Source organism: Brevibacillus sp. (genome assembly GCF_003521185.1).
Taxonomy (GTDB): Bacteria; Bacillota; Bacilli; order Brevibacillales; family Brevibacillaceae; genus Brevibacillus; species Brevibacillus parabrevis.
Genome location: NZ_DOTK01000033.1, coordinates 1 through 24829 on the forward strand (window position 1 = coordinate 1; position 24829 = coordinate 24829).

General features: G+C 51.6%; 22 protein-coding genes, 1 pseudogene, 1 riboswitch and 1 other annotated feature. Of the genes and pseudogenes, 14 read left to right on the plus strand and 9 right to left on the minus strand.

The features are described from left to right. Positions 1–705 (minus strand): annotated as a pseudogene (locus DEP07_RS07855) (RHS repeat-associated core domain-containing protein); the annotation flags it as partial. A 13-nt stretch (positions 706–718) separates the two neighbouring features. Then, positions 719–2665, minus strand: coding sequence for a hypothetical protein (locus DEP07_RS07860; RefSeq protein ID WP_287102341.1), 1947 nt, complete (start codon positions 2663–2665; stop codon positions 719–721). A 286-nt stretch (positions 2666–2951) separates the two neighbouring features. Here DEP07_RS07860 and DEP07_RS07865 point away from each other — a divergent pair, with 286 nt between their 5' ends. The 3 genes from DEP07_RS07865 to DEP07_RS07875 all read left to right on the plus strand — a co-directional run bounded on the left by DEP07_RS07865 (position 2952) and on the right by DEP07_RS07875 (position 4445). Then, complete coding sequence (locus DEP07_RS07865; RefSeq protein ID WP_063231496.1) at positions 2952–3398, plus strand: helix-turn-helix domain-containing protein; 447 nt, start codon at positions 2952–2954, stop codon at positions 3396–3398. A 67-nt stretch (positions 3399–3465) separates the two neighbouring features. Beyond that, entirely contained in the window at positions 3466–3990 is a 525-nt protein-coding gene (locus DEP07_RS07870; protein ID WP_063231495.1) for an ImmA/IrrE family metallo-endopeptidase, read from the plus strand. Between the two features lie 50 nt (positions 3991–4040). After that, a complete protein-coding gene (locus tag DEP07_RS07875; RefSeq protein WP_287102342.1) occupies positions 4041–4445 on the plus strand; it encodes a hypothetical protein in 405 nt (134 codons plus the stop codon). Here DEP07_RS07875 and DEP07_RS07880 read toward each other — a convergent pair. Then, positions 4374–5168 carry an alpha/beta fold hydrolase gene (locus DEP07_RS07880; RefSeq protein ID WP_217021847.1) on the minus strand — a complete coding sequence of 265 codons (795 nt, stop codon included), beginning with the start codon at positions 5166–5168 and terminating at the stop codon, positions 4374–4376. The two genes, DEP07_RS07875 and DEP07_RS07880, sit on opposite strands and share 72 nt — an antisense overlap. Positions 5169–5408: 240 nt before the next feature. Next, positions 5409–5966, minus strand: coding sequence for a CGNR zinc finger domain-containing protein (locus DEP07_RS07885; RefSeq protein ID WP_274874942.1), 558 nt, complete (start codon positions 5964–5966; stop codon positions 5409–5411). 157 nt (positions 5967–6123) lie between these two features. Here DEP07_RS07885 and DEP07_RS07890 point away from each other — a divergent pair, with 157 nt between their 5' ends. The 4 genes from DEP07_RS07890 (at position 6124) to DEP07_RS07905 (ending at position 11128) form a co-directional block, all read left to right on the plus strand. Further along, on the plus strand, positions 6124–6618 hold the full coding sequence (locus DEP07_RS07890; protein ID WP_122962720.1) for a DinB family protein: 495 nt from the start codon (positions 6124–6126) through the stop codon (positions 6616–6618). A 117-nt stretch (positions 6619–6735) separates the two neighbouring features. Next, positions 6736–6922, plus strand: a riboswitch (Lysine riboswitch). A 112-nt stretch (positions 6923–7034) separates the two neighbouring features. Continuing rightward, positions 7035–8477 carry an amino acid permease gene (locus tag DEP07_RS07895; RefSeq protein ID WP_122963244.1) on the plus strand — a complete coding sequence of 481 codons (1443 nt, stop codon included), beginning with the start codon at positions 7035–7037 and terminating at the stop codon, positions 8475–8477. Positions 8478–8674: 197 nt separating this feature from the next. Next, positions 8675–9727 carry a TolC family protein gene (locus DEP07_RS07900; protein ID WP_287102343.1) on the plus strand — a complete coding sequence of 351 codons (1053 nt, stop codon included), beginning with the start codon at positions 8675–8677 and terminating at the stop codon, positions 9725–9727. Between the two features lie 348 nt (positions 9728–10075). Further along, positions 10076–11128, plus strand: coding sequence for a TolC family protein (locus DEP07_RS07905; protein ID WP_287102344.1), 1053 nt, complete (start codon positions 10076–10078; stop codon positions 11126–11128). Between the two features lie 157 nt (positions 11129–11285). Here DEP07_RS07905 and cidR read toward each other — a convergent pair whose 3' ends face one another. After that, the gene (gene cidR / locus DEP07_RS07910; RefSeq protein ID WP_122962717.1) at positions 11286–12197 is read right to left on the minus strand and encodes a cidABC operon transcriptional activator CidR; all 912 of its coding nucleotides are present in this window, start codon (positions 12195–12197) and stop codon (positions 11286–11288) included. A 112-nt stretch (positions 12198–12309) separates the two neighbouring features. Here cidR and DEP07_RS07915 point away from each other — a divergent pair, with 112 nt between their 5' ends. Both DEP07_RS07915 and DEP07_RS07920 read left to right on the plus strand, forming a co-directional pair. Next, positions 12310–12681 (plus strand): CidA/LrgA family protein, encoded by a 372-nt coding sequence (locus tag DEP07_RS07915; protein ID WP_122962716.1) that lies wholly within the window; start codon positions 12310–12312, stop codon positions 12679–12681. Next, on the plus strand, positions 12678–13352 hold the full coding sequence (locus DEP07_RS07920; protein ID WP_122962715.1) for an LrgB family protein: 675 nt from the start codon (positions 12678–12680) through the stop codon (positions 13350–13352). Before DEP07_RS07915 ends, DEP07_RS07920 begins: the two co-directional genes overlap by 4 nt. 84 nt (positions 13353–13436) lie before the next feature. Here DEP07_RS07920 and DEP07_RS07925 read toward each other — a convergent pair whose 3' ends face one another. Further along, positions 13437–14618 carry an aminotransferase gene (locus tag DEP07_RS07925; protein ID WP_287102345.1) on the minus strand — a complete coding sequence of 394 codons (1182 nt, stop codon included), beginning with the start codon at positions 14616–14618 and terminating at the stop codon, positions 13437–13439. After that, positions 14615–15115: an Lrp/AsnC family transcriptional regulator gene (locus tag DEP07_RS07930; RefSeq protein WP_122962713.1), complete on the minus strand. Its 501-nt coding sequence runs from the start codon at positions 15113–15115 to the stop codon at positions 14615–14617. The genes DEP07_RS07925 and DEP07_RS07930 overlap by 4 nt, the downstream gene beginning before the upstream one ends. A 76-nt stretch (positions 15116–15191) precedes the next feature. Then, positions 15192–15435: a binding site (T-box leader), on the minus strand. 165 nt (positions 15436–15600) lie between these two features. Between DEP07_RS07930 and ppx the strand changes: the two genes are divergently transcribed. From ppx to nadD, 5 genes are all read left to right on the plus strand, one after another. Beyond that, positions 15601–17121, plus strand: a complete 1521-nt coding sequence (ppx, locus tag DEP07_RS07935; RefSeq protein ID WP_287102346.1) for an exopolyphosphatase — start codon at positions 15601–15603, stop codon at positions 17119–17121. 94 nt (positions 17122–17215) lie between these two features. After that, on the plus strand, positions 17216–19366 hold the full coding sequence (locus DEP07_RS07940) for an RNA degradosome polyphosphate kinase (protein WP_274874938.1): 2151 nt from the start codon (positions 17216–17218) through the stop codon (positions 19364–19366). A 166-nt stretch (positions 19367–19532) separates the two neighbouring features. Next, positions 19533–20315 (plus strand): NUDIX hydrolase, encoded by a 783-nt coding sequence (locus DEP07_RS07945; RefSeq protein ID WP_122962710.1) that lies wholly within the window; start codon positions 19533–19535, stop codon positions 20313–20315. A gap of 36 nt (positions 20316–20351) precedes the next feature. Further along, positions 20352–20897, plus strand: a complete 546-nt coding sequence (locus DEP07_RS07950; protein WP_287102348.1) for a cysteine hydrolase family protein — start codon at positions 20352–20354, stop codon at positions 20895–20897. A gap of 46 nt (positions 20898–20943) precedes the next feature. Next, positions 20944–21582 (plus strand): nicotinate-nucleotide adenylyltransferase, encoded by a 639-nt coding sequence (gene nadD, locus DEP07_RS07955; protein ID WP_063229672.1) that lies wholly within the window; start codon positions 20944–20946, stop codon positions 21580–21582. 166 nt (positions 21583–21748) lie between these two features. On the opposite strand, the gene DEP07_RS07960 is transcribed toward nadD, so the two are convergent. Together DEP07_RS07960 and DEP07_RS07965 are read right to left on the minus strand one after the other, a co-directional pair. Then, positions 21749–22429, minus strand: a complete 681-nt coding sequence (locus DEP07_RS07960) for a hypothetical protein (protein WP_217021843.1) — start codon at positions 22427–22429, stop codon at positions 21749–21751. Positions 22430–22698: 269 nt separating this feature from the next. Beyond that, positions 22699–24813: an EAL domain-containing protein gene (locus tag DEP07_RS07965; RefSeq protein WP_371736969.1), complete on the minus strand. Its 2115-nt coding sequence runs from the start codon at positions 24811–24813 to the stop codon at positions 22699–22701. Positions 24814–24829: the final 16 nt, after the last annotated feature.

Genomic DNA, 24829 nt, shown 5'->3' on the forward strand with positions numbered 1-24829 from the left:
ATCCACTTCCTGCACGTTTGCCGCCCGGTACAGCTCATCCACCGGATTGTCCGTATTGGTGCGCTGGTATTTGTAGGTCAAGCCTTCCGTTTCAAACATGGCATCGGGGATGCTTGCCAGTGCAGACGCGGCTTGTGTGGCAGACGCTGCGCTTTCTGTCGCTTGCGCCTTGCCTGCTGGCGAGAGCGCTTTTTTCGCCGCAGCCACCTCCTTGCCTTTTTCGTGCAAAGCGACAACCTGTGGTGCATACGCCGCCAACTGCTTTTTCTCGGCTGCCGTTAGGCCGTCCATCTTCTTCTGGAACGCCTCGTCCAGCCATTGATACTTGTCGACCTGCTCGTTATGCGACAAAAACTGGTCGAGCTGCGGGTGCACATACGCCGCAAGTTGCAGCAATTTTCTGTCACCAGTCTGGTACAACTGCCAGACACTTTCGGCTGAAAGCGGCCCCCACTCCAGCTTCATGACCTCTGCCTTTGTGTAGGTCGGCTGCTCATCCGGCTGCTTTTCCTTTGCTCCCGCTCCGGCCTGCAAAGCTGCCTGATAAGCGGAAAGCCATTTCTTCGTCGTGGCGCTTTCATCCGCAGCACGGGAAGCTGCCTGCTTCGGCAAAAGATTCGCCTCGGCAACAGCAATGTTCGGCATGAGCAGCGAACTGGTCAGCACGACGCTTGCTATCTTTTTGATCCAACGATTGTGTCGCATCATATCCCCCCTCTTATTGATGAATGAGTTTGCGTGTGAGATTTCCGTTTCCGTCATACGTATACTCGGCCAAAACCTTGCCGTTTTGCTTGATTTGTACAAGCTGCCCTTTGGCGTTGTAGATGTATTCCACTCCCAAATAACGGGCTGCGAGTCGCGCATGCACCGCACCGTTTCCTGCCGCTGACAGAACGACGTAATAATCTTGTCCCTTTTGCATGGACAGTCGCACCTTGGAAAATGGCGGCTGATCCCCGTCGTCATTGGCCGCAATCAGGCGCGTGCCCGCGTAATCCTCATAGATGGCGAGCTGCGTATTGCTTGTCCCTTCCGCCGGATTGTCGCCGTAAAAGCTCGTATACAGCTCGAAGCTGCCTGAGGACGGCGGTGTAAACTTCACGATTTTTTTCGCGCCTGCCCCAAGATTGAGATCTTTGGGAGCATTCATGAAAAACGGTTCCGTGTCGGAAAACTCAATGGCAAACGGCCCTGCTACCACGTCCGCATCCATCCCCGCTACCTTGGCTTTCGGGATGGTGACGAACAAGTTCTGGACGCTGTGCTTGCTCTCGTGCGTGGCTGCTTTCCCCGCAAACTGAATCGTCAGCATCGAGTTGCTGTTCCTTGTGACAACTGGCGTAAGTCCAGCCGGAACGTTGCTGACAGACACGGCACTCGCTGCGTCCGAAGTCAAAATTCCGTTGCTGATCGTGACGACCTGTTGTTCCGCGAGGCTGCCGTCGTTTGCAGCCGCTTCATGCAGCACAGGCGAAGCCACCGTTGCCTTCGTATCCAGCGCCGCTGTCAATCGGGCGTGAACGCCTTTTTGCTTGTCGTAAGAAGAGACCCACACAAAATACGTCACTCCCGCTTCCAGCGGTGTGTTGATTTCCGAAAAAAGCTCGCCCGGCGTTGCTTCGTCATTGATTCTCACCACTTGCTGCAGCTTTTCGTCGCGAGACACGAGCAGAACGGTATCGAACAGCGGCCCAAATCCGCCGTACGGACTTGTGTACAGCCGATAGTTGCCTGTTACAGGAGCCGTGAAGCGGTAAGCCGGCACTTCTCCGGCGGGCAAACTGATATCGACAGGCTGATTGAGCGAAAGCACCGCCTTCACATCGCTGAGCAAAAGCGTGTATTCCGCAGTTTCGCTAAAGTGACGGTCCATGCTGAACACGGAAAAATAATACGTCTTGTTCGGCTCGATCTGGAATGTGATGATCTCGTCTTGCCCCAGTGTCGGCTTCATGCTGGTGCCGATCGCCTTGTTTGGCGCTTCAATCACAACCAGGTCGTAGTTCACGTCGTCAGGAACATACAAGGTAACCGTTGCCTGTCCGCTTTGCGCTCCCGAATCGTAGCGATAAATATCAGTGTCCTGCTTCCACGACAGCTTGGAATTGTACATATTTCCTCGCGTAATCGGGTAAGCACTGCCAACATCGTCGTTCGGCTCAAACGGGTCCAAGACGGCGGCGGCAGTAGCAGTAGCATTGACAGCAGCAGCATGCAATTTCGCCTGCTTCGGACTGTTTTTTCCCGTCCTGGCAGCGGATAACTCTGGCATGAGCTGCTCCCAGTAGGCATCTGCCTTTTCGTTGTACGTCTCAACCAATTCGGCAAGCGGTGTTTTTTGAACCGACAGCTGATTTTCTACAGCCGCTTGCTTTGCAGCCCGTTCCGTTTGACCAGGCGCTTCCTTAATTTGATGAAGCGCTTTGGCCTGCTCGAACAACACGGACGCTTCCTCGCCAATTTGCTTGGCAAGCGGCTCGTTGTTCTTCTTGGTAGCGACCTCCTGAAAAAAGTCGAGCGTCTGCGAAAGCTTCAACAACTCCTGATCCAGCTGGTAGATGTCAGCCAGTGGATCTGCTGCTGCCGTAACCGCCCTTCCCGGAAGGCAAACGACTGTGATTACAGCCAGCAGTAACAGCAGCACAAACGATTTTTGTTTCATGTGTCCTCACCTCTTCCTTTTGGCTTTCGTTTTGCTTTCGTGGTTTCTCTGCCCCCACTGCGCTGCGTCTCTGCGCTCGTACGCTGGCGCAGACACTTTTTCGTTCAACGTGTCCACCTCCTTTCATAATCAGAACGCTTGTTCTTGTTTTCGTTTGTATAAGCATCTTAATGTACAAAATACTTGTATGTCAAATGAAAAATACAATATTTTCATACATACTTTTTTTCTTTCTTGTCTTTTAGTACAATATAGTTGTACATCTGTAACGGAAGGACTGGCGCTCATGCTATCTCAGCGCTTACGCACAGCTCGCAAAGCGAAAGGTCTGACTCAGGAAGAGCTGGCCGAACGTGTCAGCACGACCAAGGGCACGATCAGCAACTACGAAAATAACCACAGCACCCCTCCCAATGACATGCTGATGCAGCTGGCAGATATTTTGGAGGTTACGACCGACTGGCTTCTGGGACGAACCGAAGACGGCGCTGTTTATGTGGCTTCTTCGTCTGCGCAGACAGGCCAGCGTTCACTGGACGAGCTGTTGCAGGAGAGAATCGACGACCCGGACGACTACTATTTTCTCGATGGGTATCTGGAAGCTTCTGAAGAAGAAAAGAAAGAAATCCGCCGCTACTGGTACGACCTGAAAAAGCAGTGGAAAGCTCGCCAGGTACGCGAATCACGCCCGCCTTCCTTGTTTGACATCACGGAAGAGCTGAAAAAAAAATAACCCCACAGAGGGGTTTTCTTTTCGACACAAAACAGAACGTACGTTCCAATTTTTCAGGAGGTTCCTGATGCACTTTTCCCTTTTACAAGAAATCGGCAAACCGCAAACCTGGCTGGAAAGCCGCGTCTATCTTTTGCTGCGCCACCATGGCATGGAGCTGCCCGAACAAATCAATCTCGCGCAACTGTGCGAAACATACGGCATCGAAATCCATTTCATCAACGGCCGCAGCCGCGCCCACGCCCATCCCAGCTTGCCGAATCGCTACATCATCGCGGTAGATGAACGTCTCGACCCTGCGACCCAGCGGGTAAAAATCGCGCATGAGCTTGGGCACCTGCTCCTGCATGAAGGAGTACAGCCGCAGTCCAGCGAATGGATGATCGATTGGCAGGAATCGCAGGCGAATCATTTTGCCGAGCACCTTTTGCTCCCGCTCTTCATGATGGGCTCTGTGCTTGCGGATTGCTCCCGCTACCAGGCACCTGTGCTGTTGGCCAGCCGCTTTCAGGTCCCGCTTGCTCTCGCGCGCACCCGCTTTGACCGGATTCTCAGCCGCCTGTACGCCAAAGGCTTTCCCGTCTACGATTGATTGATAGACCGTCTAGGCATTTTTGACCATCTTTTCGGAGGCGATTTTTCGTGAAACGAATCTTTATAGCGGGAGACGCTTACAGCAGCCGTTTTTTCGAGCTGCCACTCGACCAGGATGAGGAATTGTCGCTGCGTCCGTCTCTTGAAGTGGCGAGCTATCACGTGGCGCGATTCGCTTTGATCATGCAAGATGACGGTCTTTCCGGCCTCGGCATTTTTCCCGGAGACGCTTTGCTTATTTCCGACTTCTCCATGGAACCGATCAAAGACAGGCCCGTCCTGATCAGACAGGAAGGCCAGTTTCTCGTCCGCATCGCAACAGATGTCAATCCGGTAGAATGCTTGTTTACGACCACGCGTCCGACAGACGAACCGCTCCTGTTACCTTCCGAAAACATCCGGATTACCGGAGTCGTTTCCGGCATTATCTCTCTTTCGGGGAATGACGTCTGACAGGAGCCAATCCTTGATCGCCGCTACTGTTTGCTGCCACTGCTCCTGCGGAGTGATGGCAGCAGGCTGGTCGCCTTCCTGCGCGCCATAGCTGCCGAACTGCGCGTGATTGCCGCCCTCGATTGTCATGAATACCGCATTCTCCGGCAAAAATGCCTTGCTGGCCGCAAACTTTTCCCGATTCACCACGCCATCCCGCGATCCGAGCAAGGACAAGACGGGTATTTCCGCTTTTTGCAAATCTCCCCGTTTGTCCGGATAAGCTCCCAAAAAGAAGACGCCATCGATCCGATCGAGGTGTTGGACCGCAAACCGGGCTGCCATGGCTCCGCCCAAAGAGTGCCCGCCGATCACAAACGATTGCTTGGGATATGCTTTCAACACTTGATTGGCTCGCTCGACATCGCTGATAGCCAAATTCAGCGGCATTCTCGCTACGAATACCCGATATCCGGAACCAGCCAAAGCTCGTGCCAGCGGTGCATAGCTCTCCGATTTGACCAAAGCGCCTGGATACAAGATCAGCCCTGGCTCCCGGGCTTCCCCGCCTTCAAAAGCAATCCAGTCCCCCGTATCGATAACGGTGATGCCTTCGCCGCCCTGCATCGCATCTTTGGCAGCCTGATCGTGCTGGTAAGGACGCAAATACCAGATCGCCGTACACGCTCCTACAAGCAAAAGCAAAACCAGTGCCCTGCGCCATATTTTCCGTTTGCGACTCATCCCGCCACCTCGCTTCCGGTCCCTTGTTACCTGCTTCTTATTATGCCTCCATTTTCCTTTCCATGTACGTCATTTGCATTTGCGGATTCGCGGGCTACACATACTGAAAGCATGACGCTTCCCATGCCGTAAAACGTTTGCTACAACGATGGCAGCGACAGCAGATCGTGGGCTTCTCCCTGCTCTTTTGCCCAGACATGAAAAAAGGCGCAGTCTGTTTCTCTGCCCCTTTTCCTTCGCTCATTTTTTCTCCTTTTGCCGCTCCCGAAAACGGCGTACCTTCATCAGATTGCCGCACATTTTATCGTCGCACCAGCGCCGCACCCGGTTCCGGCTTTCATCGTAGAACACCCAGCAGCAGTCCTCGTTGTCGCAAATCTTGATCCGCTCCAGATGGGACGGAAGCAACAGCGTGGCAAAAGACCCGGCGATCCGCGCCATGACCAGTGGCCATCCTTCAATCGCGCTATGCCATTCCTGCGCATAAGTTGCTTCCTCTTCACTAGGCACGACGCGAACGTAAAACGGAGCTTTTGCCAGCGTCTCGTTCAGTTGCTCCAACTCCTCTTGCAGCAATGCCTCCCCGCTGACCACCTTTTCCAAAAGCATTCGCATATACTCGCGAAATTGCACAAGAACAGCGACGGTTTCCTCGTCAAGCGGCAGCGGTGCCTGCAATTGGTGCTCTTGCAAAAACCATTCCTGCCATTCCCGCTTTGCCAGGCGATTTTCCTTGCGGCCTGTCCCGCGCCAGTCACGCCAATCGCTGTTTAAAAAATCGATGCATAGCCATTGCACACTTCTCTTCCCCCATCTATTTTCGCTTCTTGTAGGTAACACCAACATATGGTAAGATCATCTTGTAACCACCAAAATTCATTTTGAGCGTTACAAACTTCTTCTTATTGCCATTATAGCGCTTCACCAATCTGTTTGACAGACGAGGAGGAAACACATGAATCGGATGGAATTGCTTGTTCATGAATGGGAGTGCACGTATGACAAAGAAGATTGGTATCCGCCGCTCAAGCACGCCCTGGATGGCGTGACCGTGGCCCAAGCCAGCTGGCGTCCCGAAGGAGAGGCAGCGAACACGATCTGGGAAAATCTCAGTCATCTGCTCTATTTCAAAGAGCGTTTGCTGCACCGTCTATCCGGTACGGATTTTCCTGGTACGGCTGAGACGAACGATGACACCTTCCAACCATCCGGAGCGCCAGACGACGAAGCAGCTTGGCAAGCGGCGGTGCAGCGCATGGAAGAAGTACATCGCGGCATTCATGAAAAGCTCCGCTCCCTTTCCGGCGATGCATTCGATCAGCCGCTGCCCACCATCTCCATCGGGCAAAGCGTGATGAGCATCATTTTGCACGACGCTTTTCATACGGGACAAATTGTGCAAATCCGCAAGCTGCAAGGCTCTTGGCCTGCGCGCAGGTCATTTTTGTAGCCCTTGCTCCCACTCTAGCAATATTTTGCAGCACAACTTTTTTCATTGATTAATAACGATCAATCTTATATAGTTGATAAATAAATCAACTTCATACATGTTATCCTCATCTTTCACGGTGAGGGTAGAGGTCGCGGCTTTTATGTCATCCTGTACGAGATTCAGAAGAAATCTATGACTCCAGGAAAGGGAAAAGCCGCCGAAGCTCATATCGCATCTCTGTGCGCGTGGGCTGGGGCTGTACCCGAAAGGGACAGAACTGTCACGTTTGCTTGCCGGGCAAACGTGGTGTGCTATCTTCAGTGAAGGCTTGGTGGGGATTGGATGATACCGCCCTATGCCGTTTTTGGCTATTGGCGGTTTTTTCGTTTCCGACCGACCTTCTCAAAATCTTCGAAAGGTCGTGCAAGCATCTTATGTCACAGAATCAACTGCAACGTGGTTTGAAAGCCCGCCACCTGACGATGATCGCCATCGGCGGCTCCATCGGTACGGGCTTGTTCCTGGCGAGTGGAGGCTCGATTCACGAAGCCGGACCAGGGGGCGCTTTGGTCGCCTACATCGCTATCAGTATCATGGTTTACTTTTTGATGACCAGTCTTGGGGAAATGGCCGCCTTCATGCCTGTATCCGGCTCCTTTTCCACCTACGCCACCAGATTCGTCGACCCGTCACTCGGCTTCGCGCTTGGCTGGAATTACTGGTACAACTGGGCAATTACGATTGCGGTCGAACTGTCAGCCGCAGCTCTCATTATGAAATACTGGTTCCCGGATACTCCCGCCATTTTGTGGAGTGCCTTGTTCCTCGTCCTTATGTTTGCTCTTAATCTGTTGTCTGTCAAAGGCTACGGCGAATCTGAATACTGGTTTGCCTTGATTAAAGTAGTCACCGTCGTCGTCTTTATCATCATTGGTATTTTGATGATCTTCGGCATTATGGGTGGCGAAGCAGTCGGCTTCCAAAACTTCACCAAAGGCGATGCACCGTTCAATGGCGGCTTCATGGCGCTTCTCGGCGTCTTCATGATTGCCGGGTTCTCGTTCCAGGGAACCGAGCTTGTAGGGGTGGCCGCTGGTGAGAGCGAAGACCCTGCGCGCAATATCCCGAAAGCGATCCGCCAGATTTTTTGGCGCATCTTGCTCTTCTACATTTTCGCAATCCTGATTATCGGGTTGCTCGTTCCTTACGACAATCCGAATCTGATCAGCGGTGATATTACCGATATTGCCATCAGCCCGTTCACGATCGTCTTTGAAAAAGCCGGCTTTGCCTTCGCCGCCTCTGTGATGAATGCGGTCATCCTCACCTCCGTGCTGTCTGCCGGGAACTCCGGCATGTACGCATCCACCCGCATGCTGTGGGTGCTGGCGAAGGAAGGAAAAGCGCCAAAATGGTTTGCCAAAGTCACTCGCAACGGCGTCCCGATCAATTCCTTGATCATGACGGCTGCCATCGGTGCGCTGGCGTTTCTGTCCTCCCTGTTTGGAGATGGCGAGGTGTACGTATGGCTTCTGAACGCATCCGGCATGTCCGGGTTTATCGCTTGGCTCGGCATTGCCATCAGCCATTACCGCTTCCGCAAAGCGTACCTGGCCCAAGGCCGCGACCTGCGTGAGCTGCCATACCGGGCGAAGCTGTTCCCGTTTGGCCCGATTTTCGCCTTTATCATTTGCTGCGTCGTCATTGTCGGCCAAAACTACTCGGCGTTTATCGGCGGCGAGATTGACTGGAACGGCGTGTTCGTCTCCTATGTTGGCTTGCCGCTGTTTTTGATCGTTTGGCTTGTCTACAAGTATACGAAAAAGAGCAAGCTTGTTCCGCTCCATAAAGTAGATTTCAGCATGGACGAAAAATAAATAGCTTTGCCAAACAAGTCATTGCAGGCTCCCTCACGTCGAGGGAGCTTTTTCTTTGTTTCATTTTATTTTTCCGATCAACTTTCTTATGATTACATATTGACGAATGTAGACTGGAAATATATACTGTTCATGAAAAATTGATAATGAGAATCGTTATCGACAAACTCTTTTCCTATTCCCAAGGAGGCCCCATAATGAAGTCCAGGTTATCGAAGCATCTCTACAGCACTACACTGGTTGCCGCGCTTCTTGCAGGCAATACTCATTTGGCTATGGCCGCTCCTGCAGTTGTTGCAGCCGCAGAACAACCCCAGACCGCTCCTCTGTCTCTCCACGGTGCGATCGAGCAGGCATTGAAAACCAGCATCGATCTTGAGCTGCTGCAAATAGATTACGATGTTACGGAATATGAAACGCTCTATACGCTGCGAGAAAAAGCGGCCATCCAGCTCGAAAACGTCAATACGCTCGATGATGCCAAGAAAAAATACGAAGACGCTGCCAAAGCGAGAAAAGACCTGGCGCTTAGCGAAGTCACTTTGAAAACCTCAAAAAACAATTTGCAGCTGCAAGTGCAAAAAGCGTATTTTGAAGTCTCTTCTCTGGAAGAAAAGATCAAGCTGCAAAAGCAAAGCATCCAACGCCAATACTGGTCGGAGAACGACGAAGCGAAAGAAAAGCTGTCCGCTCTGGAAACCAGCTACAAGCAGGCATTGGCCAAACTCAACGACCTGCTGAACGAAAAAAAGGACAAGTCCTGGCGCTTGGAAACCCGCGAGCTGTCCGCACCGCTAGTTGCCACTCTGGAAGAAGCCAAAGCGCAAGCCTACAAAAAGCGGCCTGACATGATGAAAGCTGTCGCCGAGAAAGATTTTGCCGAAGTCAAAGTTAACTACACGAAAGATTACACGCCCATCAGCACCTATAAAGGCAAAGTAGCCGTCAAGCAATTGCGCAAGTCCGACCTGGTGCTGGAACGACTGAAGCAAAAAGTCGATCAAGAAGTAGCCGACTCTTACGAAAAGGTCGCCGCGGCGAAAAAAGCATTGGCTGAGAGCGTCCTTGCCAAAAACGAGGCTGCCAAGCAATACCAGCAAGCTTTGTCGGATTACACGAGTCAAAAAGCAGCCTTGAAAGACTTGATCGAAAAAGAAGCAAGCCTGTTTGCAGCAGAAACCAAAGCATCTGAATCGCTCTATCAATACAACCTTGCTGTCAGCACATTGGATCAATCGATCGGTTTCTAATATTTCGCTTCACGTAATATTTTTTCGTCCTTTTCCCTTCTTTTTATCTGATGAATTAGGCAGCAAGCTCCAGACTGCCTTTTATATAGATCAGCGGCTCTCTCCTCTTTACTTTTGACCAAGCTCATAGCAAGAAAGGCGTCCGCTATCTGGATGCCTTTCTTGCTGCACTCTGCCTTTACACAAAATTTGTAAATTATTTAAACTCTTTGATTGATAAATGATGTTTTCTATCATTCCAACTCTCGATTTCGTATTGACGAACATCAGGTTGGAAATATATACTGTTCATGAAAATTGATAATGATTATCGTTTTCATTACTCATGAAATGAAGGAGGCTTTGTAAATGAAGTCCCGGTTGTCCAAACATCTTTACAGCACCACACTGGTCACTGCGCTTTTTGTCGGCAGCTCGCACCTGGCTCTGGCAGCCCCTCTCGCAGCGGCGGTGGAACAAACAGCAGTAGCTCCCCTCTCTCTCGATCACGCTGTTGAGCAAGCATTGAAAAACAGTGTTGACCTGGAACTGGCGAGACTCGATTACGAAACCACTCGCTATGAGTCTCTCCTGACCCTTCGAGACACAGCGGCAATCAAAAAGGATGACGTCAATTCGCTGAGTGAAGCTTCTGACAAGTACGGAGATGAAGCTGAAGCGAAAAAAGATTTGCTCGTCGGTGAAGCTTCCTTTGCCACCAAGCAAAACGCTCTGCGCCTCGATGTCCAAAAAGCATATTTTGAAGTTCGCGCCCTGGAAGAAAAAATCAAGGTGCAAAAGAAAAGCATCCAGCGCCAATACTGGGCCGATGACAATGACGCCAAAGACAAGCTGTCCGCTCTGGAAACCAGCTACAAGGAAGCATTGGCCAAGCTCAACAGCTTGCTGAATGAAAAACAGGACAAAGCGTGGTTGCTGCAAACGAGCGCACTGACCTCTGCCCCGCTGAATACAGTGGAAGAAGCTCTTGCTCTGGCCTACCAAAAGCGCCCTGACATGATCGAAGCCGAAGCGAAAAGAGAGTACGCCCAAATCAAAGCCGATTTTACGGCAGAATACTCCGCGGGAAGCACATATAAAGGAAGAATCGCGCGCAACGACCTGCGCAAAGAAGAGCTGCTGCTGCAAAGCCTCAAGCAAAAAGTGAGTCTGGAAGTCAGCGATTCCTACGAAAAAGCGACAGCTGCCAAAGCTGCACTGACAGCGAGCAACGCTGCCAAAGAAGAAGCTGCCAAACAATACGAACAAACTCTTTACGATTACGCCAACAATAAAAAAGGCTCTTTGAATGACCTGATCGACAAAGAAGCAGAATTATTCGAATCCGAAACCAAAGCTGCCGACGCTCTTTATCAATACAATCTGGCTGTAAGCGCCTTGAATCAATCTGTTGGTTTCTAAAACTTCGCAATACGAAATAATAATTTCATTTTTTCCTATACGACCATTCCCATTGTTGTAACAGGCTGCTCCTATCAACCAGCCGCCTTTTCTACCATATACATGCATACCATTTTCGGTCGCAGCCAATTGCGGCCACTCCCATACGAGCAAGGCTTCATTCAGAAGATGAAGCCTTGCTTTTCATATGGGGCAAGCTTTCTTTGGTGAAGCGAATCCATTCGCGCGTCGCATACGAGAGATAGGCGTTTTTGCGCCAAATCATCCCGAGGTGCCATCTGATCGTCGGATTGACCAGCGCAAGACTGTGAAAACGGCGCGGGTCCAGCTCCCGGCAGATCGTTTGGGGCAGCAAAGTAATCCCGACATTGGCTGCCACCATTTCCGAGAGAAAGTCCCACTGGGAGCTTTTGTACATGACCGCAGGGTGAAAGCCGACTCGCACGCACTCGTCAATAATCCGGTTGTGCAAGGAAAAGTCTTCGTGAAACAGCAAAAAGCGCTCCTGCGCAAGCTCGATCAGCGATACCTCCTGCTGCTCGGCCAATGGATGAGTCGGGTGAACCACGACGCGAATCTGCTCGTTGACGAACGAGTACGACTCAAAAAGCGCTTCATCTGTCGGCAGCAAAACGACACCGCTGTCCAGCATCCCCGATGCGACATCTGCCTCCACTTTTTTCGATCCGACTTCCAGCAGCTCCAACTCGATCCCCGGATACTGCTCGCAAAACTTCCCGATGACTTTTGGAAAAAAGCTCGCTCCTACCATCGGCGGCAGCCCGATGCGAATTTTTCCGCGCTTTAGCTCCATCAAATCTGCCAGCCTGATTTTCATATTCTCGAACGATTTCACCATGACTTCCGCCTGGGAGAACAAAACCCATCCCGCATCGGTCAACGTGATGCGCTTTCCGACCCGCTCAAACAGCTCTACGCCAATTTCCTCCTCCAGATTGCGCACCATCTTGCTGATCGTCGGCTGGGTAATATACAGCGACTCTGCCGCCTTGGTGAAGCTGCTATGCCGCGCTACCTCCAAAAAGTATTGCAAATGGCGAATGTCCATCCGCTCTTCGCTCCGTTTCTTCTATAGATAAGATGAATGTTACTCATTCTATATATGCATTTTACCTATGAAAAAAGCTGATGTACACTTTTCCCAAAGGGAGAGGACCATCATGAAAAGACTGATTATCATCGCGGGGCAAGTAGCATTTTTCATTCTCATGTCTGTTTTGATGAACCTGCTTGTTTCTGCGCTCGGCTGGAAAATCCCCGGCAGCATCCTGGGGATGTTTGTTGTGTTTTTCTTGCTCCAGGCCAAAATTTTGCGGCTGGAATGGATTGAAACCGGAGCCGCATGGCTTTTGGCAGAGCTGTTGTTGTTTTTTATTCCGCCGTCTGTCGGCATTGTCTCGTACCAAAGCCTGATGCTGCATGAAGGGCTGCAAATTGTTCTGATTATCGTGATCGGCACTGCGTTCGTCATGGTCTGCAGCGGCTTGATCGCCCAAAGCATCTCGAAGCGGAAGGGGCATACACGCTCATGATGACCGGACTGATTGGCTTTTTGCTGACTATCGTCATTTATTTGACGGCCAAACGGCTTTATCGCTATAGACCGATTATGCTCTTTTCGCCTATCTTGTTCACACCGCTTCTGCTGGTTGTCCTGCTGCTGTGCGCCCAAATCCCTTACGCCGATTACAACGAAGGGGGAAAATGGCTGGCGTACATGCTCCAGCCTGCGACTATCGCCTTTGCTGTGCCACTCTACAAGCACTATCCTTTATTGAAGAAACACGCGGCACAAATCATGATCAGTGTCGTGTCCGGCTCGGCGGTGGCCGTCATCTCCTCCGCTGTGCTCGCTTTGCTTTTGCATACCGATCAGCAAGTGCTCTACAGCCTTTTGCCGCGTTCCATCACGACGCCAATCGCCATGAACGTATCGCAAATGATCGGGGGCGTTCCTTCGATTACCGCCGTGCTCGTCTTGATGACCGGAGTGCTCGGTTCCATCATCGGGCCGTACATTATTGCTTACTTGCGGATTTCCGATGATATCGCGCGCGGTGTCCTGCTGGGCACAAGTGCGCACGGCGCAGGGACGTCCAAGGCGTTTGAAATCAGTCCGATCTCAGGCACTGTCTCCAGTATTTCCATGATCGTAGCTGCGCTTGTCACACAGCTCGTCGCCACGATCGTCATGTCGTCATAAATTTATCCGAAAAAGCAATGCTGCTGCATAAAAAAGAGGACAGCGCTACTGGCACTGTCCTCTTTGCTGTTTTCCTCGCCTGCCCTACTGCAATCGTCCCATCAGGCGCTCCATCCGATCCAGCGCCTTTTTCAACTGCTCCATGGACGTCGCATACGAGCAGCGAATGTGGCCTTGTCCGCTCTCGCCAAACACGTCTCCCGGCACGACTGCCACTTTCTCCTCCATGAGCAGCTTTTCGGCAAACTCGGCGGAACTAAGTCCTGTTGCCGCCACAGACGGGAAGGCGTAAAACGCTCCATCCGGTTCATGGCACGTAAGTCCGATCTGGCGGAAGCCATCGACTACGTAATTACGGCGCTGACGGTAACTCTCGATCATTCGCTCCATATCCGCGCGGCCATGGCGCAACGCTTCGAGTGCAGCCATCTGGGCCATCGTCGGCGCACACAGCATCGTGTACTGGTGAATTTTCAGCATGCCCGCGAGCAGATCAGGTGTGGCACACACGTAGCCGAGCCGCCAGCCTGTCATGGCAAACGCTTTGGAAAAGCCGGAAATCAGGATCGTCCGCTCTTTCATTCCCGGCAGAGCCGCGATGCTGTCATGCATGCGTCCGTACGTCAGCTCTGCATAAATCTCGTCGGAAATCACCAGCAGGTCGTGCTTTTCAATAATCGGCAGAAGCGTCTTCCACTCCTCTGCTGTCATCGTGCCCCCTGTCGGGTTGTTCGGGTAGCAGAAGATGATCGCTTTCGTGCGCTCTGAAATATTCGCTTCCAGCTCTTGCGGCGTCAGCTTGAACTGTTTTTCCATCGTCGTTTTCAAAAACTTCGGCACGCCGCCAGCCAGCCGAATGACAGGCTCGTAGGAGACGTAGCACGGTTCTACTACCAGCACTTCATCACCTGGATCGAGAATGGCACGCAAGGCGATATCAATCGCTTCGCTCGCTCCTACGGTTACGAGAATCTCCGTCTCCGGATGATAGCTGACCGAGAAGCGCTCCTCCAAATACTTTTGAATCTCGACGCGCAGCGGGAGCATGCCCGCATTGGAAGTATAGGCAGTGTGTCCGCGCTCCAGCGAGGAGATAGAAGCTTCGCGCATGCGCCAAGGTGTGACGAAATCCGGCTCCCCAACCCCGAGCGAGATGACCCCTTCCATCGATGCCGCCAGATCGAAAAAGCGGCGGATGCCCGATGGCTTCAAAGATGCGACTGTAGACGACAAGCGATTTTTTTTGACTGTCAATTGTGTACTCACGGCGTAACCACCATCCTGCGATCTTCGTCACGATCTTCCAGCTCAATGCCATCGTGCTTATAGCGTTTCAAAATAAAGTGCGTCGCTGTCGATACGACGGAATCGAGCGTTGACAGCTTTTGCGATACGAAGGTAGCGACCTCTTTCATCGTCTTGCCTTCCAAAATGATCGACAAATCGTAGCTGGCGCCAGACATCAAGTAGACGGCCTTCACTTCAGGGAAGCGGCAAATGCGTTCGGCTACCTCGTCAAATCCGACATCGCGCTTGGGCGTCACTTTGACGTCGATCATGGCGTTGACGTAAGGATGATCCTCCACGCGCTCCCAGTTGACCAGCGCCGGATATTTCACGATCACCTTTTCTGCCTCCAGCTCGGCAATCGCCTGTTCGATTACCTCCGTAGGCTCTGCCAGCATTTTGCCGATTTGCTCGGCGCTCATGCGACTATCTTCTTCCAAAAGGTGCAACAGCTCCCTTTGCTTCAAGCGATCCATTCCCCACCACTCCTATCTCTTTTTGGCCAAAATCAAAAAGCCCCAGCAACCTGATCCATGCTTTCATGAATCGGGTTGCTGAGGCGAAGGTATCGCGGTACCACTCAGCTTTTTTGCCTCTCTCGCAAAAGGCAAACTCGTGCAGTCTTGTCAAAAAGACATGCGCCCCGTAACGCGGGGAAAACGCTGCTTTCTACTGAACCGTTCAAAAGCAGGGCTCCAAGGTGGCTTTCAAAAAGAGTTCGCGGCCGCCCTCCCAGCAATCAGGCAGCTCTCTGGTCGTCAAATCCCTTTTTTACTTTCCTTTTCACAGCCATGTATTTGTGTGCGTATCGTTGTTTGCTTGAATGTCTCAGATTATAAAAAGGTTTTTCGTTATTGTCAACTGACAACTTCATGGGTGGAAAGTCCGATTTCTATGGCATAATGAGAACAAACATGAAAATTTTGGCGAGAATCCAAGCCTATTGTAAGTGGGGAATCACATGAAAAAAAGCATCGGCGTCATCGATCTCGGCTCCAATACAGCCAGATTGGTCATTTACGAGCAAGACGATTCGGGAATGGTAGCAGAGATAGACAATATCAAATACAGCTTGCGATTGAGCAACCACCTGCGTGCGGGCAGACTGGACGAGGAAGGCGTTGCCAAAACGTTGACAACGATGCGCCAGTTCAAGAAACTGCTGGACGCGCGAAAAGTCACCCAAGCCATCGGAGTTGCCACCGCAGCAGTTCGCCAGGCGGAAAACGGCCGGGAGCTGACAGCGGCAATCGAGCGGGAAAGCGGCATTTCCATGCGTGTATTAAGCGGCAAGGAAGAGGCGCGATACGGCTATCTCGCCGTCTTGAACAGCATGCCTGTGGACGAAGGAATCACCATCGACATCGGCGGCGGCAGCACAGAGGTTACTTACTTCCGCGACCGCCAGCTGATCGAAAGCCACAGCTTTCCATTCGGCATCGTGACATTGACCAGTCAATTTTTCCGCGAAGAGGTTCCGAGTGAGGAAGAATTTGCGCAGCTGCGCACCTTTTTGGCCGATTCGCTTGCCACTTGTCCCTGGCTTGCCAACCGCCAATGTCCCGTCATCGCCATCGGCGGCACAGCGCGCAATCTGGGCAAAATTCACCAGCGCCAGGTTCACTACAGCATGGACAGCCTGCACCATTACCCTATCCAGGCAGATGCGGTAACGAACATTTTGAACGCCCTGCGCAGGCTGCCGCTGGAAGAACGCCGACAAATCCCTGGCGTATCCAAAGACCGCGCCGATGTCATTCTCGCGGGCATGGCGGCTTTTGAAAGCTTGCTTCACTACGCGCAAAGTGATTGCCTGCTCGTAAGCAACAAAGGGCTGCGTGACGGGGTGTTGTACGAAACCGTCTGGGGTGAACAGCCGCCTGCCTCGACCGCCATCGTCCGGGAGCGCAGCGCCTTGCAGTTCATGAACCGCTACCAGGTTGACCAGCCGCATTCGCGCCATGTGCGCGACCTGGCCTTGTCGCTGTTTGACCAGTTGCAACAGCATGCGCTCCATTCGTTCAGCGGGTTCGAGCGACAGCTTTTGGAAAACGCCGCCCTCCTGCATGACACCGGACGCACGATCAACGTCTACGAAGCTTCCGAGCATACTTTTTACCTGCTGTCCAACGTGCTGATGGCAGGCTATACCCATCGGGAACGGCTGCTGCTCGCCATGATTGCGTCCTATAAAACAAACAAGCTGGCGCAGAGCCAGATTGCCCGTCACCCGGATTTGCTCGGCAAGCAGGACAAAAGTCTCGTAGAGAAGCTGGGCCATTTGCTGCTTTTTTCCAGAGTGCTGGATCGCTCGATGACCCAAGCGATCAGCGCCGTCCGCCTTGCTTCAACTGGCGGCGAGTTCGTTTTGTCCTGCACGGGAAAACAGCCGGATTTGCTCGAGTATTCCTTGCTCGATGAGCCGCTGTCCAAGCTCTCGAAAGCTTGGAAAATCCCGCTGAAAGTCGTCGTGGACGCGTAGCCCCGACAAAACTTAACAATCGCTTAACAGTAGACTGCTATACTATTCCTTGCCAGTTATGATCTATCTTTTACTATGCGAAAAAGGTTGGTTCATGATGAAGGATTTTAGTATTCCAGATTATTATATCAACCGGGAATTAAGCTGGATCGCTTTCAACGAGCGCGTGCTTTTTGAAGCTTCCAATCCAGACAATCCGCTTTTGGAGCGGCTCAAGTTCATCGCGATTGCCAGCAGCAATTTTGACGAATTTTTCATGGTCAGGGTGGCAGGTCTAAAGGACCAGGTCAAAGCCGGCTTCACCAAGCCGGACAACAAATCCGGGATGACGGCAAACGAGCAGCTGTTCGCTGTGTGGGATCGCACTCATCTGGTGATGGAACGGATGTACTCGATCCTCAAGCACCAGATTACGCCGGAGCTGAACAAGGCGGGAATCCGCTTTTTGCAGGCAAATCAGCTGAGCGAAGAGCAAGCCGTATTCGTGCGCGCCTTTTTCCATCATCACCTGTATCCGGTGCTGACTCCGATGGCCGTAGACGCCAGCCATCCGTTTCCCATGCTGTTGAACAAAAGTTTGAATCTGGCTGTCTTGCTGGAAGACACGGAGGAAGAAAGCGAAGGCCCGCTGTTTGCTGTTGTGCAGGTGCCGTCTGTCTTGCCGCGTTTTCTGGAGCTGCCTTCCCTCGATGGCGAGGATCATTTTATCTTGTTGGAAGACGTCATCGCGGAGCATATGGACAGCCTGTTCCACGGTTACAACATCGTCGAGGTCAGTCCGTTTCGCATTACACGCAACGCCGACTTGACTTTTGACGAGGACGAAGCCGATGACTTGCTGGAAGCGATCGAGCAAACGCTGAAAAAACGCAAGATGGGCGAGCCTTCCTGCCTGGCCGTCTCTTCGTCCATGAGCGCATACTTGCAAGCCACTCTGCAAGACTGGCTCGATCTCACTGACAAAGAAGTGTACTGCCTCGATGGTCCGCTCGATCCTGCGTTTTTCTTCCGCTTCCATGCGCTGGCAGGCTACGACCATTTGCGCTTTGAACCGCTCGATCCGCAGCAGCCGCTTGATTTGGCGAAGCAGGACGAGGATTTATTTGCGGTCATCCAAAAAAGGGACGTGCTGCTGCACCATCCTTACGAATCTTTTGAGCCGGTCATCCGGTTCGTCCAACAGGCAGCGAACGACCCCAAGGTGCTCGCAATCAAGCAGACGCTGTACCGGGTCAGCGGCGATTCCCCGATCGTCAATGCTCTCCTCCAAGCTGCGGACAACGGCAAGCAAGTCACTGTCCTGCTGGAGCTGAAAGCGCGTTTCGACGAGGAAAACAACATCGTCTGGGCCAAAAAACTGGAGAACGCCGGATGCCACGTCATCTACGGATTGGCAGGGCTAAAGACTCACAGCAAAATCACGCTGGTCGTCCGCTCCGAGGGCGATGGCCTGCGCCGATATGTGCACCTTGGCACGGGCAATTACAACGACAAAACCGCAGGCGTGTACACAGACATGGGCATGTTTACTTCGCGTGAACAGGTCGGGGCAGATGCCACCCACTTTTTCAACCATCTGTCCGGCTATTCCCACCCGCCAAAATGGGAGGAAATCGCCACTGCTCCCGTCGGATTGCGCGAAGCGTTCCTCGATCTGATCGAAGGCGAAATTCAAAATTGCCTGGCGGACAAGCCTGCTTACATCACCGCCAAGATGAATGCTTTGACCGACAAGGAAATCATCGAAGCGCTGTACCGCGCCTCGTGCGCCGGGGTGAAAATCAATCTGATCGTCCGCGGCATTTGCTGCCTGCGTCCAGGCATTCCCGGCGTCAGCGAAAACATCCGGGTCACGAGCATCGTCGGCAGATATTTGGAGCATAGTCGCATTTACGCCTTTTGCAATGGCGGCGATCCAAAAGTGTACTTGTCCAGCGCGGACTGGATGACTCGCAATATGATCGCCCGCGTCGAGATTTTGTTTCCCGTGGTGCAGCGTGATCTGAAGGAGCGGATCATGCACGTCCTGGCTACGATGTTGCAGGATGACGCCAAGGCCAACGTGCTCATGCCAGACGGCACGTATGTGCGCGTGCAGCCAAAAAACCTCTCGCCTCTGAACAGCCAGCTATTTTTCTGGGAAGAAGCTGTTCAGTCCAGCCAGCCGTGCCAGTCCGCTCCGTCGCTTCAACAGCGACTCAAACCGATTACCGCCCCGTTGGAAACCGTCTCGCCTTTTTCATAAACGAAGCGCCTGAGCATGAGCAGCTCAGGCGTTTTTTGCGTTCGTTCGTTCCAGCGTCAGTTATTGGAAAAATATTATATTGTCATATTGACATTGTTAAAAAGGCATTATAATATAAACATAACAGGATCGACCAGCACATTACAGAAAGGATGCGATCGTGAGCATGCATCGCCTGTCAGCCAAACGCCTCTTTTTTCGCACCAAGAAGCATCGCTCGCCAGACGGGCTTCCGACCGATATTTGTCTCTTTACCATCCTGTCCGTTCCGCGTGCAACCAAAACCAAATCGTTGCCGCACAAGCAGCTGGCTGTTCTTTTGATCAAGCGCAAAAGCGACACCTACGGGGAGCAGTGGGCTTTGCCCGGCGGCTTTTCCAAGGAAAGCGAGACGCTGGATGAATGCGCCTACCGCGAGTTGAAGGAAGAGACGAACATCGACCGCGACGTCCACATTGAGCAGTTGAAAACATACTACAAGCCAGGTCGCGACCCGCGCGGCTGGATTCCGAGCGTCGCGTACGTTTCCCTCGTTCACGAAGATTTGCTCAAACATGCGCAGGCTGCCGACGACGCTTCCGATGCGCAATTATTTCCCATCGAAGAAGCTTTCGCTCTCAACCTGGCATTCGATCACCGCGAGATTTTGACGGACGCTTTGCAGCGCGTGCGGGAAAAAATGCTGCAAACGAACATCGCCAAAGCGTTCCTGCCTGAGCGGTTTACGCTGAGCGAGCTGTTGCAGGTCATCGAAACAGTCGTGCCCAGCTTCAAAGTGAACGATCGGGGCAATTTTGAACGCCGCCTGCTCGCCACTACGAGAAGGCAAGGCATTCTGGAAGCAGCAGTAGATGATTCGGGCCAGCCTGTTTACTCGACCGAGTATTCCAACTCTCCCGCCAAGCTGTACCGCTTTTCCGACTTCATCCCGACTGCCATGATTTACTGACAGGCTTACCCACATTCACTTCAGGAGGTTTTTGCCATGAAATCCTTGATTGTGATCGACTATACCAACGACTTTGTCGCGCTAGACGGTGCCCTGACCTGCAAAGAACCAGGGCAAGCTATTGAAGGACGCATCGGCGAATTGATCCGCGATTTTCTCGCAGAAGGTGATTTTGTCGTGATGGCGGTGGACGCTCACAAGGAGCAGGACCCGTACCATCCGGAAACCGGGCTGTATCCGCCGCACAACATCATCGGCACGTCCGGCAGGAACTTGTACGGGAGCATCCAAGGCATCTACGAGGAATTTGAGGACACCATCTACTGGATGGACAAAACGCGCTACAGCGCCTTCCAGGGCACTGATCTGGCCTTGCAGCTGCGGGCGCGGGGCATTAGCGAAATTCATCTGGTTGGCGTCTGCACCGACATTTGTGTCTTGCACACGGCAATCGAAGGTTTCTACCACGGTTTTCGCGTCGTCATTCACGAGGACGCCGTCGCCAGCTTCAATCCGGTAGGACACGAGTGGGCTTTGGGACATTTTCAACATCAACTGGGCATGGCCGTTGTGAAAAAATAACATCTGGCAGGCATGGACACCCAGATGCACACGGGAGGTTACGATCATGCGAATCGGCATATACGGAAGCAGCTTTGATCCGATTACTTACAGCCATCTGTTTACGGCAGCTACTGTCGCGCACAGAAGACGTCTGGACAAAGTCATTTTTGTCCCTTGCTCCTCCAAACGCCATGACAAAAAAATGCAGACGGAGGATGTCCATCGCCTGCACATGTTGAAGTTGGCGCTGGCCACCTGCGAGCATAAGACGAACCAATTCGGGCAGCCGCTGTTTGAAATTTCCACGGTGGAGATGGATGCCCTGCCTGGCGAAACATACACGTACGACACGATGGTCCATCTGCAAAAGAAATATCCGAACGACGAGCTGTTTTTCATCATGGGCTCGGACCTGCTGGTAGGACTGTCGAACTGGGGCAATGCCGAAAAGCTGGTCTCGCAGTTTCAGTTCATCGTCATGTCGCGGGAAGGGTACCCGACCGCCGACCTGATTGCCGAAGACGCGCTTCTGCGCAACCACGACGAGCATTTTCTGATCATGAGCAAAGGCATCAACATGGGCATCAGCTCGACTTACATCCGCGATGAAATCCGCAAAGGCGGCGACCCGAGCTTCCTGCTGCCAGATGCGTGCCTCGCGTACATTTACGAGCAAGGCATTTACCGCGAGCAGCGGGTGTAAGACAGGGCGAGCAAGAAAGGTAAATCTTTCATTTTACAGACAATGAAAACGCCAAACGACAAGCTGACGTCGGTATCCACCTGACGTCAGCTATTTCCGTTTTTTGTCGTCTGCGAATACTGTCACGCTCATTACAGCAAGAGAATCCTGTCCGTTTACTAAAAACTTAATCATGTTTAATATCGTCAATCAAATACTTGGTTCCGTCTTTTACCAGTTTAAATTGTACATTGACATCATACTTTTGCTTAGCACCTGGGTTGAAATAATCATACTCAATTCCGGTAAATGTAACGTTTATGTCCTGATCGTTTTTCTGAATGTCCACTTTTAAATTTTCGTCAATCGCTTCCAGGCCTTTTTCAAAGCGCTCTCTTTCAAAGGTCTCATACGAACCATCAGTAGCCGCTCTAAAGAAGGAGTCAAATATTTTTTCAGATGCTTCTGGTGTAAAATATTTATTTAGTCTTGAAGAAATAACATCTTTTACAGCGCCTTCTGCTTTCGGCTTTCCATTTGCTAGACGAGTCAAATCGTCTGTCCAGACTTGCAGTTTCCTAAACCAGTCCCAAATATAAACTGGTTCTTTTGAGGCTAATACACTGTCATCCAACTCAGAAGGAGCGTAGTCTTCCAGGAGAGAAACAAGCACCTCAGCGTTTGCTTGTGTCAATATATCTTTCGTGCTTTCTTGTGCAGTCGTGTTGACATTGGCACTAGCAGTAAACTCCTTTTTTTCCACGCCTTGATTATCGGCAATTGTGTTATTAGAAGCACAACCTGTTACACCCAAAACAAGGCAAGCAATAACAAGCAAGCTTTTGGAAGCGATATTTACTCTGTTCATTCAATCTCTCCTATTTCTTAAAGTAAAAGTCTTTAGAAAAAACTTACCTAACCCGAGAATCACTCTTCCTCTTTTACAAGTAAAATATTACCATTTTTGAGACTCAATATGAACATTCTTACTTTACTTATCACCATTACTCCCTTGCATAAAGCACTCCCGAAGCAGGTTGAACAGCCGTTTGGCAAAAAAGAAAAAAGAGAAGCCCGATTCGTTAAATCGTCGGACTTCCCTTGATTTTGCTTCATCTCGTATTCTTCAAACTACCATCACGACACTTGATCTTTGCGCAAATAACGCTCGAAATCATCGGTTGCCAACGGTCGGCTGAACAAGTAGCCTTGGCCGTGATCACAGCCGTTTTGCTGCAGGGCGGCCGCCTGGTCGTTCAGTTCGATGCCTTCGGCAATTACGTTCATGTTCAAGCTTTGCGCTATGGTCACGATGGCTTTTACGATCGCTTGGCTTTCCTGGTTATGGTGAATATCGCGGATGAACGAGGCATCGATTTTGATCGTGTCCACCGGCAAGCTTTTAATATAGCTAAACGAGCTGTAGCCTGTCCCGAAGTCATCGATGGAAATGTGGATGCCGATATCGCGAATTTGCTGCAAAACGGCCGTAGCTTCCTCCATCTTCACAAAGATGCTTTCTGTAATTTCCAGCTCCAGCCACTCCGCAGCCAGCTCTGTCTCCGCTAAAATCTGCTTGATCATCTCGACAAGGTCTTTTTGATAAATTTGCCTCGCCGACAAATTCACCGACACTTTCAGCAAGTAGCCTTGATCGTGCCAAATTTTGTTTTGGCGACATGCTTGCCGCAAAATCCATTCCCCGAGAGCAATAATCATCCCCGTCTCTTCGGCAATCGGGATAAACCGATTCGGCGGTATGACCCCAAGCTCCGGATGAACCCAGCGCACGAGCGCTTCCATCCCCGTCAGCGTATCTGTCGCGATGTCTATTTTCGGTTGGTAGTAAATTTGGAACTGCTCTTGCTCGATCGCTTTGCGCAGCTCGTTTTCCATCAGGATGCGCTCCAGCGACTTGGCTTCCATCGTCGGATCGAAAAAGTCGTATCCGTTTTTCCCGCGCGATTTGACGGTGTACAGTGCGGTGTCCGCCCGTTTGAGCAAATCGTCGGCGTTATCTCCATCCTGCGGGTACAGCGCAATGCCGATGCTGCACGACACGTTGAACGAGTGGTCTTGAAGGATAAACGGTCGTTGCAAAGCTTCCATGATCTGATTGGCCAGCGCGGCCGCTTCTTCGCGATCCGCCAATTGGCTGAGCAATACGGTAAATTCATCTCCGCCCAGCCTCGCGACCACATCGGTGGGCCGCAGACACGCCTTCAGGCGATTGGCTGCTTCCACCAGCAACAAATCCCCTACATCGTGACCGAATGAATCGTTGACGTCCTTGAAGCGGTCCAGATCGAGGAACAAGACGGCCAGATTGGACTGAAAACGTTTGGCTTGCATAATTTCCCTGCTCAGGTGCTGGGTGTACATGCGCCTGTTCGGGAGATCGGTCAAGGCATCGTGATAGGCCAGATGATGAATCAGTTCCTCCGACTGTTTGCGGTCTGTAATATCTCGAGTGACAAACAGCAGCTTGCTCACATTGCCCAGCTCGTCCACAATCGGATTGATCTTGCTTTCGGTCCAGATCGTTTCTTTTCTGCTCGTCTGAATGCGGCATTCCACCGTGTACTCTTTTCGCGTGGAATACGTATGTTGAATCGCAAAAGCCATAATATCCCGGTCATCCTCGACAATCCACTCGAACAGATTGTGAAAACGCTCGTCCGGAACATCGTGGTCAAAAACGGCCTTGTGAGCCGGAGACAAGTACAAAAAATCTCCTTCGGCATTGACGATACTGATGATGTCGGATGTATTTTCAGCGATGAGTCGGTACAATTCCTCGCTTTTTCTGACTTCCTCTTCCATATGTTTGCGCGCCGTGATGTCGTTGCGAATGGAAACGTATTGATAGATTTTCCCCTTTGTATCCACAAAAGGCACAATGGTAGTATCAACCCAATACAGACTGCCGTCTTTCGCCCGATTGCATATTTCTCCCCGCCACACTTGCCCCGAGCCAATGCACTTCCACATTTGCTTGAAAAATGACTTGGGATGGTGCCCGGAGTTGAGCAGGCGATGATCTTGCCCGATCAGCTCACTGCGACTGTATTTGGATATCCGGCAAAATTGCTCGTTTGCCCGGAGAATAATCCCGCGATGGTCTGTGATCGCCAGGATCGTCGACTGATCTAGTGCATACTTTACGTCAGCAAGCTCTCGCAAGACCACTTTCAATTCCCCGTCCTTTTCCTGTAGCAATTCTTCCCATTCTTGTGGGGTCAAGGCTTCCATCAATTTGCTTCTCATC

Bases quoted from the DNA above. Each gene is read 5' to 3' on its own strand.
- DEP07_RS07860 (WP_287102341.1), bottom strand. From the start codon at position 2,665: ATGAAACAAAAATCGTTTGTGCTGCTGTTACTGCTGGCTGTAATCACA.
- DEP07_RS07865 (WP_063231496.1), top strand. From the start codon at position 2,952: ATGCTATCTCAGCGCTTACGCACAGCTCGCAAAGCGAAAGGTCTGACT.
- DEP07_RS07870 (WP_063231495.1), top strand. From the start codon at position 3,466: ATGCACTTTTCCCTTTTACAAGAAATCGGCAAACCGCAAACCTGGCTG.
- DEP07_RS07880 (WP_217021847.1), bottom strand. From the start codon at position 5,168: ATGAGTCGCAAACGGAAAATATGGCGCAGGGCACTGGTTTTGCTTTTG.
- DEP07_RS07890 (WP_122962720.1), top strand. From the start codon at position 6,124: ATGAATCGGATGGAATTGCTTGTTCATGAATGGGAGTGCACGTATGAC.
- DEP07_RS07895 (WP_122963244.1), top strand. From the start codon at position 7,035: ATGTCACAGAATCAACTGCAACGTGGTTTGAAAGCCCGCCACCTGACG.
- DEP07_RS07900 (WP_287102343.1), top strand. From the start codon at position 8,675: ATGAAGTCCAGGTTATCGAAGCATCTCTACAGCACTACACTGGTTGCC.
- DEP07_RS07905 (WP_287102344.1), top strand. From the start codon at position 10,076: ATGAAGTCCCGGTTGTCCAAACATCTTTACAGCACCACACTGGTCACT.
- cidR (WP_122962717.1), bottom strand. From the start codon at position 12,197: ATGGACATTCGCCATTTGCAATACTTTTTGGAGGTAGCGCGGCATAGC.
- DEP07_RS07915 (WP_122962716.1), top strand. From the start codon at position 12,310: ATGAAAAGACTGATTATCATCGCGGGGCAAGTAGCATTTTTCATTCTC.
- DEP07_RS07920 (WP_122962715.1), top strand. From the start codon at position 12,678: ATGATGACCGGACTGATTGGCTTTTTGCTGACTATCGTCATTTATTTG.
- DEP07_RS07930 (WP_122962713.1), bottom strand. From the start codon at position 15,115: ATGGATCGCTTGAAGCAAAGGGAGCTGTTGCACCTTTTGGAAGAAGAT.
- ppx (WP_287102346.1), top strand. From the start codon at position 15,601: ATGAAAAAAAGCATCGGCGTCATCGATCTCGGCTCCAATACAGCCAGA.
- DEP07_RS07940 (WP_274874938.1), top strand. From the start codon at position 17,216: ATGATGAAGGATTTTAGTATTCCAGATTATTATATCAACCGGGAATTA.
- DEP07_RS07945 (WP_122962710.1), top strand. From the start codon at position 19,533: ATGCATCGCCTGTCAGCCAAACGCCTCTTTTTTCGCACCAAGAAGCAT.
- DEP07_RS07950 (WP_287102348.1), top strand. From the start codon at position 20,352: ATGAAATCCTTGATTGTGATCGACTATACCAACGACTTTGTCGCGCTA.
- nadD (WP_063229672.1), top strand. From the start codon at position 20,944: ATGCGAATCGGCATATACGGAAGCAGCTTTGATCCGATTACTTACAGC.
- DEP07_RS07960 (WP_217021843.1), bottom strand. From the start codon at position 22,429: ATGAACAGAGTAAATATCGCTTCCAAAAGCTTGCTTGTTATTGCTTGC.
- DEP07_RS07965 (WP_371736969.1), bottom strand. From the start codon at position 24,813: ATGGAAGCCTTGACCCCACAAGAATGGGAAGAATTGCTACAGGAAAAG.